The sequence below is a fragment of the Pseudonocardia zijingensis genome (genome assembly GCF_042657305.1).
In the GTDB taxonomy this organism is placed as follows: domain Bacteria; phylum Actinomycetota; class Actinomycetes; order Mycobacteriales; family Pseudonocardiaceae; genus Pseudonocardia; species Pseudonocardia zijingensis.
The window spans coordinates 144,179-158,449 of record NZ_JBHSKO010000018.1 but is presented as its reverse complement, the minus strand read 5'-3'; the positions used below and the strand labels follow the sequence as shown (position 1 = coordinate 158,449).

Sequence of the window (14,271 nt, the reverse complement as noted above, 5' to 3'; positions counted from 1 at the left end):
GCAGAACCGTGTCACGCAAGTACCCCATCATCTCGGTCACCGGGTCGTCCGGCGCCGGAACGACCTCGGTGATGCGCACCTTCCAGCAGATCTTCCGGCGCGAGGGCGTGAGCGCCGCGTTCGTCGAGGGCGACAGCTTCCACCGCCACGACCGCGCCGCGATGAAGGCGGCGATGGCCGACGCGCACGCCCGCGGCGACTACTCGTTCAGCCACTTCGGCCCCGAGGCCAACCTCTTCGACCAGCTCGAGGACCTCTTCCGCACCTACGGCGAGACCGGCACCGGCAAGGTGCGCCGGTACCTCCACGACGAGGAGGAGGCCGCCCCGTACGGCCAGGAGCCCGGCACCTTCACCCCGTGGGAGAGCCTGCCCGACGACACCGACCTGCTGTTCTACGAAGGCCTCCACGGCGCCGTCGTCACCGACACGGTGGACGTCGCCCAGCACGCCGACCTCCGCATCGGCGTCGTCCCGGTGATCAACCTGGAGTGGATCCAGAAGCTGCACCGCGACAAGGAGACCCGCGGCTACACGGCCGAAGCCGTCACCGAGACGATCCTGCGCCGCATGCCCGACTACGTGAACTACGTGTGCCCGCAGTTCTCCCACACCGACGTCAACTTCCAACGAGTGCCCGTCGTCGACACATCCAATCCGTTCATCGCCCGCACGATCCCAACGGCCGACGAGTCGATGCTGATCATCCGGTTCCGCGATCCCCACGGCATCGACTTCCCCTACCTCCTGACGATGCTGCACGGCTCATTCATGTCCCGCGCGAACACCATCGTCTGCCCCGGCGGAAAGATGGACCTCGCCATGCAGCTGATCTTCACCCCCATGATCCTGAGGCTGATGGAACGCCGCCGCGCCGAACTGGCGGCCTGACGGAAGAACCACCTGCATCCGCCATTCCGCGCGGTTCTCGGAATCGCGCAATGGCTGTTGCGGACGTTCCTGCGGCACCGCACAACGCGGCTCGGGACGGTGGATGATCAACTTCCGTCCGGGACGGGTGTCCGACCCGTGATCGCCGACCGGGAGCAAACCCGACACCTGGCGTCGGGAGACGCGCCAATCCAATGATCAAGCTCCAGCATGGCGCGACCGCCTACCCGAGCACCGGTGGTCACACCCCGCAGGACACGGGGAGACCAGACGTGGCGCATCTCCGACAGCCCGACGCGAGCCGCGGTCGAGAATCGGCCACCCCCGTCAACCAGGCGCCGGCCCCACCGCCAGCAGGACCACAGGCGCGAGCCGCACACCAGCGCTGTCGCCCCAACACCGGTGTGCGGCTCGCGGTTCAGGGGGTGCTCAGAGCACCACCACCGAGCGCAGGACCTCGCCGCGTTCCATGCGGTGGAAGGCCTCCTCGACCTTGTCCAGGCTGATGGTCTCGCTCACGAACCTCTCCAGCGGGAGCCTTCCCTGCAGGTGCAGGTCGACCAGCATCGGGAAGTCGCGGCTGGGCAGGCAGTCGCCGTACCAGGACGACTTGGTGGCACCGCCGCGCCCGAACACGTCGATGAGCGGCAGCTCGATGGTCATCTCCGGGGTGGGCACGCCGACGAGCACCGCGGTGCCGGCGAGGTCGCGGGCGTAGAACGCCTGCCGGAAGGTCTCCGGCCTGCCGACGGCGTCGACCACCACGTCGGCGCCGTTGCCGTCGGTGAGCTGCTGGATCGCCTCGACGGCGTCGTTCTCCCGGGAGTTGACGGTGTGGGTGGCACCGAACTCCTTGGCCCACTGCAGCTTCTTGTCGTCGATGTCGACGGCGATGATCGTGGTGGCGCCGGCCAGGTTCGCGCCCGCGATGGCCGCGGCGCCGACGCCGCCGCACCCGATGACGGCGATCGAGTCACCGCGCCCGACGCCGCCGGTGTTGATCGCGGCGCCGAGCCCGGCCATCACCCCGCAGCCGAGGAGCCCGGCCACCTCGGGCTTCGCCGCCGGGTTCACCTTCGTGCACTGCCCGGAGTGCACCAGCGTCTTCTCCGCGAACGCCCCGATCCCGAGGGCGGGGCTCAGGGCCTCGCCGGAATCGAGCGTCATCTTCTGGGCGGCGTTGTGCGTGGCGAAGCAGTACCAGGGCTTGCCGCGCCTGCAGGCCCGGCACACCCCGCACACGGCCCGCCAGTTGAGGACGACGAAGTCGCCGGGCGCGACGTCCGTGACCCCCTCCCCCACGGACTCGACGACGCCGGCGGCCTCGTGGCCGAGCAGGAAGGGGAACTCGTCGTTGATGCCGCCCTCCCGGTAGTGCAGGTCGGTGTGGCAGACCCCGCACGCCTGGACCGCGACCACCGCCTCGCCCGGCCCCGGATCCGGCACGGTGATCGTCTCCACCGACACCGCCTCGCCCTTCGCGCGGGCGACGACCCCGCGTACCTGCTGCGCCACGTTGCACTCCCTTTCGTGTCCGTTCTGGGGTATGAGTCAGCGCGCGGCCACCGCGCGCCGGATGCCGGCGGCGTGTCCGGCGCTGCGGGCCCGCTGGACCACCGGTCCGATGGCCCGCGCCACGGCGGCGACGTCCGCCGCCGTGGAGGTGTGCCCGAAGGAGAACCGCAGCGAGCCGCGGGCCACGGCGTCGCACGCGCCCATCGCCCGCAGCACGTGGCTCGGACGGGGCACCCCGGCCGTGCACGCCGAGCCGGTCGAGCACGCGATGCCGCGGGCGTCCATCAGGACGACGAGGCTGTCGCCCTCGCAGCCGGGAAAGGACAGGTGCGCGATGCCCGGCAGGCGCGACGGCCCGCCGTCGACGCACCCGCCGCCCCGGTCGCCGTTGACCACCGCATCCGGGACCTCGGCCAGCACCCGCCCGACCAGCTCGTCGCGCAGGCGCGTCAGCTCGGGCGCCCGGCGCGGCGCCGCGGCCACGGCGTGCCGGATCGCCGCCGCCAGCGCGGCCACCGCCGGGACGTTCTCGCCGCCGCCGTGCAGCAACGGGACGCAGGCCAGCTCCCGGCTCAGCAGCAGCACGCCCTGGCCGTGCGGCCCGCCCAGTTTGTGGCCGGTCAGGGTGAGCGCGTCGGCGCCGCAGCGGGCGAAGTCGACGGGCAGGACGCCGGCCGCCTGCACCGCGTCGGTGTGCAGCGGGACGTCGAACTCGTGGGCGACGGCGGCCAGTTCCCGGATCGGGTTGACCGTGCCCACCTCGTTGTTCGCCCACATCACGCTGACCAGCGCCACGCGGTGCGGTGCCGCGGCCAGCGCGGCCCGCAGCACCTCGGGGTACACGCGCCCGCACGTGTCGACGGCCACCCGCTCCAGCTCGGCGCCCTGGTGGCGGGCGAGCCACTCCGCGGCCTCCGTCACGGCGTGGTGCTCGGTGGCGGAGACCAGCACCCGGGTGCGCCGCGGGTCAGCGGCGCGGCGGGCCCAGAAGATGCCCTTCACCGCCTGGTTGGCCCCCGCGGTGCCGCCCCCGGTGAACACCACCTCGGACGGCCGCGCGCCCAGCCCGGCCGCGATCGCCGACCGGGACTCCTCGACCACCCGGGACGCCGCGCGTCCCGCTGAATGCCTGGACGAGGCCGCGCCGGTGCACGTCATCGCCGCACGCATCGCGACCACGGCCCCGGGCAGCATCGGTGTGGTGGCGGCGTGGTCGAGGTACGTCATCGCGGCCGCGTCCCGCGGCAGCACGCCGTACTCCGACATTTCGCCTCCTCGGGCGGTTACCGGCCGCGGTTCCCGGGCCACGTCACTCACGGGCGGCGCCACAGCGCCTTACGCCGAACGGCCGGTGCCACAGTCCGGTGGCGGCGCAACCGGCGCAACCGATCGCCCGCCAGCGGGCCGGAAGCCCCTACGAACGGTAGGACTTCGCCAACGAACGGAGCGCGGTCACGCTCCCCGGTACCGACGCTTGCCCAGCCAATCGAGCAAAGTGTACGGTACATTTCACGGATTCACACTGAGACAAAGGGGTTGCAGTGGGAGTACCTCTCCGGCGCAGTCACAGATTCCTTTTCCGGACAACGCGCATCCGCGTAGTGTGACAGTCCCGCCGTAACTCGATCCCATTCTCCCGGGTCGAGCACTCCAACTTGCAACGCAGCAGTATCCAGGCAGGCGATCTCGCGTTCCACGAGATCGCTGGTATCGGTGTTCCCGAGCCGACGGAGAAGGGTGCTCAATGACGACCATTTCGAATGACAGATCGGCCGAGTTGGCAGCGGCCGGCCTCGACGGGCAGAACAAACTCACCCTGGGCCGGTTGCTCGGCACCGGGACCATCGGGCACGCCGAGGAGGGACCGGACGGCGTCATGCGGGCCACGGTCCGCATCCCCGAGGACGAGATGTGCTGGGAGCCCGGGATCCTCATCCTCCCCCACGGCGGCACGCTCGAGCTCACCCTCATCAACGACGACAAGAACACGCACTGCTCGGTGCTGCCCAACATCGGGGACAACCTGGTGATCTGGATGGTGAACCACTCCAAGGGCACGGCCACGCTCAACCTGCAGGGCCCGGGCATCTACTGGTACGGCTCCGCCACCGGCAACGACGAGGGCCGCGGCCTGACCGGGGCGATCGTCATCGGCGGCGAGGTGCCGCCGGAGGCGAAGCTCGACCGTCCCGCCCAGCCCCGTCCGTAGAGCAGAGAGGAGCAGCTGATGACCGAGTACGTCGACGCAGGCCAGGCCATCCCCCTGTCACAACTCAGCGCCGTGAAGGGGAGCGCCCCCGCGGTGGCCGAGAGCGTCAACTACGAGCGCATCCTCCAGGCGCGCTCGGAGCCGCAGAACTGGCTCACCTACTACGGCGCCTACGACGGCCAGCGCTACAGCACGCTGGACCAGATCAACAAGGACAACGTCAAGAAGCTGGCGCCCGCGTGGGTGTTCCAGGCGGCGATGGTCGGCATGCACTCCGGTGCGTCGACCTTCTCCTTCGAGGCCTCTCCGATCGTGGTGGACGGCGTCATGTACGTCTCCGGCCCGGACGGCAAGGTCTGGGCCCTGGACGCCAAGACCGGTGAGGAGCTCTGGCGGTACAAGCACGCCTCGCCGTACGACGTCTCCCTGTGCTGCGGGAACGTCAACCGCGGCGTGGCGGTGGCGCACGGGAAGGTGTACCTCTACACCCTCAACGCCCACCTCGTGGCACTCGACGCGACCACCGGCCAGGTGGTCTTCGACAGCGTCAACGGCGACGTGCGCGCCGGTGAGAGCGGCTCGGTCGCGCCGCTGATCGTCAAGGACATGGTCATCGTCGGGAGCGCGGGCGGCGAGTTCGGGGTGCGCGGTCACCTCGACGCGTTCGACGCCCACACCGGCGAGCGCCGCTGGCGCTGCTACACCGTGCCCAAGCCCGGTGAGCCCGGCTCGGAGACTTGGCCCGCCGACGGCGAGGCCTGGCAGCGCGGCGGCGCGAACTGCTGGGTCACCCCCACCTACGACCCGGAGCTGGGCCTGCTCTACCAGGGCACGGGCAACCCGGCGCCGGACTTCGACGGCGGGGTGCGCGAGGGCGACAACCTCTACACCGACAGCGTCGTCGCGGTGGACGTGGACACCGGCGAGATCCGGTGGCACTACCAGTTCACCCCGCACGACCTGTGGGACTACGACTCCACGATGGAGAACCTGCTGTTCGACGCTCCCGACGGGCGCAAGCTCCTCGCGCACGCGGACAAGAACGGCTACTTCTTCGTGCTCGACCGCACCAACGGCGAGCTCGTGCGGGTGTTCCCCTTCGTCGACCGGATCACGTGGGGCGAGATCACGCCCGACGGGAAGGTCACCCCGAAGGTGTACCCGGACAAGGAGGGCGAGCCGGTCCACTTCTGGCCGGGTCCCGCTGGGGGCAAGGAATGGACGCACATGTCCTACAACCCCCAGACCGGGCTGATCTACGTGCCGGTGCAGGAGGTCGGGGCCACCGCCACCCGCCGCCGCCGCGAGTTCAAGGAGAGCATGCCGTACTGGGGCGCGGCCGTGGCCGTGGACCTCGAGGACTTCTACGGCTTCGTGGCCGCCATCGACCCGCTGACCGGCGAGGAGAAGTGGCGGTGGCGCAACGAGTACCCGATGTGCGCCTCGACGCTGACCACGGCGGGCGGCCTGGTGTTCCAGGGCACCCCGACGGGTGAGTTCGTGGCCCTGGACGCGGAGACCGGCGAGAAGCTGTGGTCGTTCCAGTGCGGCAGCGGGCACCACAGCAGCCCGACGCCGTACACGGTCGACGGCCGCCAGTACATCGCGGTGCCGACCGGGTGGGGCGGATGGCTCGAGGGCTTCCTTCCCGGGCTGCTCGGGGGTAACAAGGGAGACGCGCTGTTCGTGTTCGCCCTGCCCGAGTCCTGATCCGGACGAGCACCACCGGGACTCGCCGCGGAACCGTGGAAGGGAGGTGACGGCGTGGAGTCCACGATCGAGTGGGAAGCCCCCGAGTTCGAGGAGATCGGGTGCGCCCCCGAGGTGACCATGTACATCGCCCGCTCGGAGGCCTGATCCGACGCAGGTGAGGAGGAGGGGCACCGGACGCGAAGGGTCCGGCGCCCCTCCTTCCGTTCGCCACTCACGACACGCGCGAGGGCGCGGGAAGAGGAGGACGCGGCGATGTGGCTGCGGGTGCTGGGCTCGGCCGCCGGAGGCGGGTTCCCGCAGTGGAACTGCAGTTGCCCGGGGTGCGTCGCCGTCCGGGACGGGTCCCGGCCGGCCCGGCCGCGCACCCAGTCCTCGATCGCGGTGAGCCCTGACCGGAAGCACTGGTTCCTCTTCAACGCCTCCCCCGACATCCGCACCCAGTTCGAGGCGTTCCCCGGCCTGCACCCCGGCGACGGCCGGGTCACGCCGCTGCAGGCCGTGCTGCTCACCGACGCCGAGATCGACCACACGCTGGGCCTGCTGCTCCTGCGCGAGGGGCGCGGCATCCAGCTGCACGCCACGCCCGCCACGCACACCACGCTGCGCGAGGGCACCCGGCTGCTGGAGACGCTGGAGCGCTACTGCCCGGTCGACTGGCACCCGGTCCACCCGGCGCAGGAGGTGTCGCTGGGCGGCATCTCCTACCGGGCGTTCGACGTGCCCACGGCCAAGCACGACCGGTTCGGCACCGGCACCGACCTAGGACGGGTGGTCGGCTACCGCCTCACCGACGAGAGCACCGGCCGCGTGGCGGTCTACCTGCCGGGCGTGCAGGAGCTCACGCCCGCCGTGCGCGACGAGCTCGACGGGATCGACTGCCTGTTCGTCGACGGCACCACCTGGCACGACGACGAGCTGATCCGCCTCGGGCTGGCCGAGAAGACCGCCCGCGACATGGGCCACCTCGCGATCGGGGGGCCCGGGGGGAGCCTCGAGCTGCTGTCCCCCCTGCCGATCGCACGCAAGATCTACATCCACATCAACAACACCAATCCGATCCTGTTGGAGGACACTCCGGAGCACCGCCTGGTGGAAGAAGGCGGCATGGAGGTGGCCCACGACGGGCTCGAGGTGGAGGTCTAGGCGCGATGACGACGACGGCTGCGACGGAACGCGACGCGATGACGGCCCCGCGGACCGCGGCGTTCCTGGAGCGGTTGCGGGCCCACTCGAAGGCGTACCACAGCGCCCACCCGTTCCACGTGCGGATGAACGAGGGCACGCTCTCCCCCGCCCAGATCCGCGGCTGGGTCGCCAACCGCTTCTACTACCAGGAGAACATCCCCCGCAAGGACGGCGCGATCCTGTCCAACTGCCCCGACGTGGAGGTGCGGCGGCGCTGGATCCGCCGGATCGTCGACCACGACGGCACCGCCGCCGGCGAGGGCGGCATCGAGGCCTGGCTGCGCCTCGGCGAGGCGTGCGGGCTCACCCGCGACGAGATCCTCGACCACCGCCACCTGGTGCCCGGGGTGCGGTTCGCCGTCGACGCCTACGTGACGTTCGCCCGCACGAAGCCGTGGGTGGAGGCGGTGGCGTCCTCCCTCACCGAGCTGTTCGCGCCGGACCTGATGGCCGAGCGCCTCGCCGCGTTCGAGCGCTGCTACACCTGGATCGACGCCGACGGGCTGGCCTACTTCCGGGCCCGCCTCGAGCAGGCGCCGCGCGACTCCGAGCACGCGCTGGAGGTCGTCAAGGCCCACTGCCTGACCCCCGACCAGCAGGACCGCGCCGTCGAGGCGTTGTCGTTCAAGTGCGACGTGCTCTGGTCCATGATGGACGCGATCGACCAGGCCTATGCCGAATGACGCCGGGCTCACCCCGCCCGCCCCACCCGCGCTGCCGGACACGGCCCGTCCCCGTCTCGGGCCGCACCTGCGGCTGCGGTTCGACCGCTCGCGCGGCAAGCACGTGCTGCTCGGCCCGGAGTCGGTGATCGTCCTCAACGGCACCGCCGCGGACGTCGTCGGGCTGTGCGACGGCGACCGCACCGTCGCCGACATCGTCGACGAGCTGCGCACGCGCTACGAGCGCCCGGTGGACGACGAGGTGCGGGACTTCCTGGCCCGCATGGCCGCCCGCCGTCACGTCACCGTCGAGGAGGCGAAGTGATGGAGAGGCCCTTCGGGCTCCTGGCGGAGCTCACCTACCGCTGCCCGCTGGCCTGCGCCTACTGTTCCAACCCGCTCGAGCTCGCCCGCTACGACGACGAGCTGCCCACGGCGGACTGGCAGCGGGTGTTCGCCGAGGCGGCCGAGATGGGCGTGCTGCAGTGCCACCTGTCCGGCGGCGAGCCGCTGCTGCGCCGCGACCTGGTGGACCTCGTGCGCACGGCCGCCGACCTGGGCATGTACACGAACCTGGTGACGAGCGCGATCGGGCTGTCCCGCCCGCGGGCCGAGGCGCTCAAGGCCGCCGGACTCGACCACGTGCAGGTCAGCGTGCAGGCCGACGAGCCCGAGACGTCAGACCGGATCGCGGGCATCCCGTCGTTCGAGCGCAAGCTGAAGGCCGCCGCCGTGGTGAAGGACCTCGGCTGGCCGCTGACCGTCAACGTGGTGCTGCACCGGCAGAACATCGACCGGATCGCCGAGATCGTGGCGCTGGTCGAGGAGCTGGAGGCAGACCGCGTCGAGCTGGCCAACACCCAGTACTACGGGTGGGCGTGGCGCAACCGCGCGGCGCTGCTGCCCGGCCGCGAGCAGCTCGCCCACGCCGAGGACGTGGTGCGCGACGCCCGCTCGCGGTTGGCCGGCCGGATGGAGATCGTGCACGTCCTGCCGGACTACTACAGCGAGTACCCGAAGCCGTGCATGGGCGGCTGGGCGGCACGCCAGATCATCGTCACGCCCAACGGCGACGCGATGCCGTGCCTGGCCGCGCACACGCTCCCGCTGCCCGCGCCCAGCGTCCGCGAGAACAGCCTGGAGGCGATCTGGGACGACTCGCCGATGTTCAGCGCGTTCCGCGGCACCGGCTGGATGCAGGACCCGTGCCGCACCTGCGAGCGTCGCGAGATCGACTTCGGCGGGTGCCGGTGCCAGGCGTTCCAGCTGACCGGCGACGCCACCCGGGCCGACCCGGTCTGCCACCTCTCCCCCGACCACGGGCTCGTCACCGAGGCGGTGGAGCAGGCCAACGCAGGATCGCGTCCGGCGCTCGAACTGCTGGTCCCCCGCCCGCATCGCGGCTGATCAGCGAACCCGGCCCCGCCGGGCGGTTCGACAGAACGAGAGGAGGTTGTGCCGGCATGAGCGCACTGACCCGGGTGGATCCGGAGATCACGCAGTGGATCTGCGATCCCTGTGGCTTCATCTACGACCCCGACGAGGGCGATCCGGACAGCGGCATCCCGCCGGGCACGCCCTTCGAGGACATCCCCGACGACTGGATGTGTCCCATCTGCGGTGCCACCAAGGCCGACTTCAGGAAGCTGGAACCGGGCGAGTTCGTGTGAGGAGCTGAAGAGTTGATCAGCGGGTACGACCACTTCGTGCTGCTCGCCGAGTCGCTGCAGTGGGACGAGAAGGACATCGACCACACGGCCGACCGCGCCGCGTGGCCGCAGCTCACCGACACCGAGCGCAGCAAGGTCCTCGGGCTCATCGCGGGTTTCGTCATCGCCGAGACCGCCGTGTCCCTGGAGCTGGGCTCCTACGAGGCGGCCGCGCGCGACGACTCGATGGAGGCGGCGTTCCGCGCCCAGGCCAGGGACGAGGCGCGCCACGCCCGGTTCTTCGACCTCGTCGCCGCCGAGGTCGCCGGGATCCCCGGCGCCGACGCAGCGGCGCGCCGCGACGTGCTGCGCACCCACGTCGGCCCCGACCTCGTCGACCTGTTCGAGGAACGCCTGCCCACCACCGCCCGGCGCCTCGCCGACGACCACGGGGTCCTCACCTCCGCGGTCGGGCTCTACCACATGGTGATCGAGGGCGTGGTCCTCCTGGCCGGGCAGCACGCGATGCTCGACACCCTCGAAAGCCTGTCCACCCCGCTGCCGGGCCTGCGCAAGGGCGTCGAGCTCGTCCTGCGCGACGAGCGCTGGCACATCGGGTTCGGCTCGCGGATCGTCCAGAACGCCGACATCGGCCGCGACGAGGCGGACGCGCTGCTCTCCCAGGGCGAGGCCGCCGCCAAGGTGTGGGGCGACCTCATCACCACCGAGGCGATCGACGCCGCCGTGCGCCAGCACAAGCGCCGGCTCAAGGCGGCGGGCATCAAGTTCTGGTGACGGGCGGCCTCGTCAGAGGCCCAGCGCCTCCCGGACGGCCGGCGTGTTGCGCCGCGACACCGGCACCACGTCGCCGCCACGGCTGTCCATCACCAGGAACAGCTCGCCCTTGAAGCCGCGCTCGATCTCCCGGATGCGGCTGAGGTTCACCACGTAGCGGCGGTGCACCCGCAGGAACCCGGCCTCGGCCAGCTCGTGGGTGAGCTTGTCCAGCCCGGCCGAACTCGCGCGCAGCCGGCCCTGGTCGGTGGACAGCCACACGTCGTTGCCGTCTGCCTCGGCGAAGGAGACCTCCGGCAGCCGCAGCAGCACCATCCGGTCGCCCCGCACCGCCACGATCCGGCGCATCGACATCTTGGCCGCCGACATCGCGGACATCATCATCGGCGCCGCGGAGGGGCACGGCTGCCCGTCGTCGGAGTTGCCGAACATGATCAGGTGCCCCGCCAGCTGGCCCGAGAAGAACACCGGGCGCACCGTCACCGGGGTCGGCTCGTCGCCGAGGTGGGTGTAGATCTGCGTGGAGCCCACCCAGTCGGGGTCCTTCGCGGCCCGCCCGCTCGCGTACTCGGCCACCCGGATCAGGTCCGGCAGGCTGGTGTGCCACCGGATGGCGGGCTCGACGGCGGGCGCCTCGGCCGGCACTCCCATGAGCAGCCCCGCCCGCTCGTCGGCGATCACGACCTTGCCCGCGGTGTCGATCGCGGCCACGGCGGGACCACGCCCCTTGGCCTGGGCGAACGCGGCGATCAGCTCGCCGGCGCTGTCGCGGGCGCGCCCCTTGAGCGCACCCTGCGTCTGGGACACCGCATGGGACAGCCACCTGCCCGTGATCTCGGGCAGCGGTGTGCGCCAGCAGGAGATGTTGAGCACCGCGATCGGATCGCGCGTCACCACGTCCCGCACCGCGATGCCCGCGCACGCCCAGCCGTGGAAGGCCTGGCACCAGTGCTCCGCACCCCGGATCAGGACCGGGCCGTGCGTCTCCAGCGCCGTGCCCATGCCGTTCGTGCCCGCCGTGGACTCCGACCAGCACGACCAGGTGGCGAGGTTGGCGTCGGCGGCCCGGGCCACCGTGGCCTGGTCACCCCACGTGGCGAGGATCCGGCCGGTGGCGTCGGCGACCGTGACGATGCCGTTGCGGCCCTCGACCTCCCGCGCCACGCTCGCCGCGAGCCCACCCAGCTCCGTGAGCACCACGTCCTGCTCGAGCGTGTGATCGCTGTGTGCCGCCGCCAGCGGGGCCTCGGTGAGGTGCGGGTCGACCCGGTACTGCTCGCGGCAGCGATGCCAGGACAGCAACACCTCGGGCCGAACGCCCCGCACGTGGTCCTCGCCCTGCACGAACTGCTCCCACGCCGCGAACACCGATCCCTTGCCGGTGCTCACCGGGGCGGAGTCGAGTCGCTGTCCATCGCTCATGCCGAAGAACCGCCTTTGGTTCGTCTCCGGCGCCGCACAGCACCGACCCAGCTCCGATCGCCGACCCTCCTTGCCGCCAGGCCGACCCCAGCCAGGCACCGCGCGGCGCACGTCCCGCTGGTCCCGCTTCCCTGTGCAAGGCACAGAACAGCTCTGACAACCATGTGTACCCCGGCCACAACGGTGTGTAAAGCGAGCCGGACCGGGTGGCGCGCGGTCCCCCTCGATCGTGATCACGCAAGATCACGATCGTACGGCTCGAGGCCAGGTCGGGGCGGTAGCGGGGCCGGAACGCGGCGGCCCCGGATCACCGGAAACGGTCGTTCTCACCGCTAGCCAAGTGGGCAGGCCCGCCCGGCGGGGCGTGCAGCTCGGCAGCGTTCCGCGGAACCCATGATCAGCGGAAAGGGACGTTGGCAGGGGTGGGGACGTGGCCGGGCACCCCCGTCCTGGACAGAAGTTGATCATCCGGCAGCAGGCCCGGAACGGCACCACAGCCGGTCGAGTGGCCGCCCACGCGACGGTCGGGCCGGGACCGGCGTGCCCCCGCGCCGTGGACGGCCGTCAGAGTGCCCACGGGATCCGGCAGTGATGCCCACCCAGCCACCCCACCAGCAAGGGGCCGACGGCCGGACCCACACGCTCGCCCGCGGAACAGCGGCCGGGAAGAGGGCCGCGACCTGCACGCCTGGTACGGCGCGCCCACCGCAGCCTCACGACCGGGTTCCGCGGACCCCGCAGCCCCACCGCACACACCCGCTAGGGACCGCACACACTCCCCACCATGTGCGCCGTCCCGAGCCGGGTTGCGCGGCGACTCAGCCGGCGTCGACCTCCGCGGTGAAGGCGTTGATCGCCTCGGCCACCGCGGCGGGGGCCTCCAGCGCGGCGTAGTGCCCGACTCCGTCGAGCGTGACGGACCGGACCTCGCCCGCGGCGACCTGGGCGAGGGTGTCGGCGGTGAAGGGGCCACCGCCGGCTCCGATGGCAAGCACGGGAACGCGGAGCGGGGCCGTCCGGGCGAGTTCGCGGATCTCGGGGCCCTCCCGGAGCATGGAGGCGTAGAGGCCGGTCGCGCCGCGCCAGCCGTCCGGGCGGGAGTAGGTGCGGGCGAACTCGGTGACGTCGCCGGGCAACAGCCCGCCGAGGAACTCCTGTTCCCGCCCGGCGAGCAGCATCTCCGGAATGCCCGGCGTCGCGAGGACGCCCGGGTACCAGGCGCCGCCGCGGGTGACGTCCGCCAGCGCCTCGAGGCCGAAGCCGGGCAGGCCCATCTCGATCGCGGTGAAGCTGAGCACGTCGTCCGGCTGGGTGGCGGCCAGCCGGAAGACGGCAGCGCCGCTGACGTCCTGCCCGACGAGGTGGACGGGGCCCATGCCCAGGTGGCCGATCAGCTCGTGCAGGTCCGAGGCCGAGGCGGCACTGCTGTGATCGCCGGGCGGGTTGCCGGAGTCGCCGAACCCGCGCAGGTCGACCGCCACCACGCGATGGTGGACCGCGAGCGCCGGGATGACCTCGTGGAAGGCCCACCAGGTCTCGGGAAAGCCGTGGACCAGCAGGATCGGCGACCCGCCCGTTCCCGCGGTGACGTGGTGCAGCGTCGTGGCGTTGACGTCGACCCGGTGGTGGGCGACTCCCGGCACCGTGGCGCCGGGTGGGGTGATGACCATGAGCTCTCCTCGGATCGACAGTCTGGGTGTCGAATATAGACACCCTGGCTGTCGTTCGTCGCCACCACTCCCCTACCCTTCCCCCGTGACCCGCTCCGGTGCCGACCTCGCCCTGTCGCTGCTCGGCGGCTTCCGAGCGCTGGTCGACGCCGCGACGGCCGAGCTGGCCCGGCGCGGCCACGACGACGTGCGTCCCGTGCACGACTTCGCCATGCGGGCGATCGCGGCGGGCGCCGACAGCGCCTCGGAGCTGGGTCGCAGCCTCTCGATCTCCAAGCAGTCCGCCGCACGGACGATCGCAGTGCTCGAGGAGCGCGGCTACGTCGCCCGGGAGCCGGACCCGGCGGACGCGCGCCGCAAACGCCTGCAGGTGACCGAGCTCGGCCTGGAGGTCCTGCGCACCGGCGAGGAGATCTTCGACGAGCTGCGCGCGCAGTGGGCGCGCAAGATCGGCGCCGCCGACTTCGAGGCGTTCGAGGCGCACCTGTCCGCACTGGTCGGGGCCCAGCCGGTGCGCTTCGACACCCCGGGCTGGCTGGCCCGGGGCACGAGCGGCTGAGC

Annotated in this window: 15 protein-coding genes; 11 read left to right on the top strand and 4 right to left on the bottom strand. The window is 71.7% G+C overall.

Going from position 1 to position 14,271, the window contains the following annotated elements; translation table 11 throughout:
• Window positions 1-8 precede the first annotated feature (8 nt).
• A complete protein-coding gene (locus ACFPL3_RS28930; protein WP_343943483.1) occupies window positions 9-890 on the top strand; it encodes a phosphoribulokinase in 882 nt (293 codons plus the stop codon).
• Between the two features lie 429 nt (window positions 891-1,319).
• Here ACFPL3_RS28930 and ACFPL3_RS28925 read toward each other — a convergent pair whose 3' ends face one another.
• Window positions 1,320-2,405, bottom strand: a complete 1,086-nt coding sequence (locus ACFPL3_RS28925; protein ID WP_343943482.1) for an S-(hydroxymethyl)mycothiol dehydrogenase — start codon at window positions 2,403-2,405, stop codon at window positions 1,320-1,322.
• 36 nt (window positions 2,406-2,441) lie between these two features.
• A complete protein-coding gene (locus ACFPL3_RS28920) occupies window positions 2,442-3,632 on the bottom strand; it encodes a cysteine desulfurase family protein (protein WP_379589753.1) in 1,191 nt (396 codons plus the stop codon).
• A 517-nt stretch (window positions 3,633-4,149) separates the two neighbouring features.
• Between ACFPL3_RS28920 and ACFPL3_RS28915 the strand changes: the two genes are divergently transcribed.
• The 9 genes from ACFPL3_RS28915 to ACFPL3_RS28875 all read left to right on the top strand — a co-directional run bounded on the left by ACFPL3_RS28915 (window position 4,150) and on the right by ACFPL3_RS28875 (window position 10,618).
• Window positions 4,150-4,614, top strand: a complete 465-nt coding sequence (locus ACFPL3_RS28915) for an MSMEG_3727 family PQQ-associated protein (RefSeq protein ID WP_343943480.1) — start codon at window positions 4,150-4,152, stop codon at window positions 4,612-4,614.
• A gap of 18 nt (window positions 4,615-4,632) precedes the next feature.
• Window positions 4,633-6,324 carry a pyrroloquinoline quinone-dependent dehydrogenase gene (locus ACFPL3_RS28910; RefSeq protein WP_343943479.1) on the top strand — a complete coding sequence of 564 codons (1,692 nt, stop codon included), beginning with the start codon at window positions 4,633-4,635 and terminating at the stop codon, window positions 6,322-6,324.
• Window positions 6,325-6,378: 54 nt separating this feature from the next.
• Window positions 6,379-6,471, top strand: a complete 93-nt coding sequence (pqqA, locus tag ACFPL3_RS28905; protein WP_324245655.1) for a pyrroloquinoline quinone precursor peptide PqqA — start codon at window positions 6,379-6,381, stop codon at window positions 6,469-6,471.
• A gap of 108 nt (window positions 6,472-6,579) precedes the next feature.
• Window positions 6,580-7,470, top strand: coding sequence for a pyrroloquinoline quinone biosynthesis protein PqqB (pqqB, locus tag ACFPL3_RS28900; RefSeq protein ID WP_343943478.1), 891 nt, complete (start codon window positions 6,580-6,582; stop codon window positions 7,468-7,470).
• A gap of 5 nt (window positions 7,471-7,475) precedes the next feature.
• Entirely contained in the window at window positions 7,476-8,195 is a 720-nt protein-coding gene (gene pqqC, locus ACFPL3_RS28895; protein WP_343943477.1) for a pyrroloquinoline-quinone synthase PqqC, read from the top strand.
• On the top strand, window positions 8,185-8,499 hold the full coding sequence (gene pqqD, locus ACFPL3_RS28890; RefSeq protein ID WP_343943476.1) for a pyrroloquinoline quinone biosynthesis peptide chaperone PqqD: 315 nt from the start codon (window positions 8,185-8,187) through the stop codon (window positions 8,497-8,499). Before pqqC ends, pqqD begins: the two co-directional genes overlap by 11 nt.
• Window positions 8,499-9,581, top strand: coding sequence for a pyrroloquinoline quinone biosynthesis protein PqqE (gene pqqE, locus ACFPL3_RS28885; protein WP_343943475.1), 1,083 nt, complete (start codon window positions 8,499-8,501; stop codon window positions 9,579-9,581). Before pqqD ends, pqqE begins: the two co-directional genes overlap by 1 nt.
• Before the next feature lie 56 nt (window positions 9,582-9,637).
• Entirely contained in the window at window positions 9,638-9,844 is a 207-nt protein-coding gene (locus ACFPL3_RS28880) for a rubredoxin (protein WP_379589746.1), read from the top strand.
• 12 nt (window positions 9,845-9,856) lie between these two features.
• Entirely contained in the window at window positions 9,857-10,618 is a 762-nt protein-coding gene (locus ACFPL3_RS28875) for a ribonucleotide-diphosphate reductase subunit beta (RefSeq protein ID WP_343943474.1), read from the top strand.
• 12 nt (window positions 10,619-10,630) lie between these two features.
• Here the strand turns inward: ACFPL3_RS28875 and ACFPL3_RS28870 are convergent, their stop codons facing one another.
• On the bottom strand, window positions 10,631-12,040 hold the full coding sequence (locus ACFPL3_RS28870; protein WP_343943473.1) for a DNA-binding protein: 1,410 nt from the start codon (window positions 12,038-12,040) through the stop codon (window positions 10,631-10,633).
• 818 nt (window positions 12,041-12,858) lie between these two features.
• Window positions 12,859-13,710: an alpha/beta fold hydrolase gene (locus ACFPL3_RS28865; protein ID WP_343943472.1), complete on the bottom strand. Its 852-nt coding sequence runs from the start codon at window positions 13,708-13,710 to the stop codon at window positions 12,859-12,861.
• An 85-nt stretch (window positions 13,711-13,795) separates the two neighbouring features.
• On the opposite strand from ACFPL3_RS28865, the gene ACFPL3_RS28860 reads away from it, so the two are divergent.
• A complete protein-coding gene (locus ACFPL3_RS28860; protein WP_343943471.1) occupies window positions 13,796-14,269 on the top strand; it encodes a MarR family winged helix-turn-helix transcriptional regulator in 474 nt (157 codons plus the stop codon).
• The last annotated feature ends 2 nt before the right edge of the window (window positions 14,270-14,271 follow it).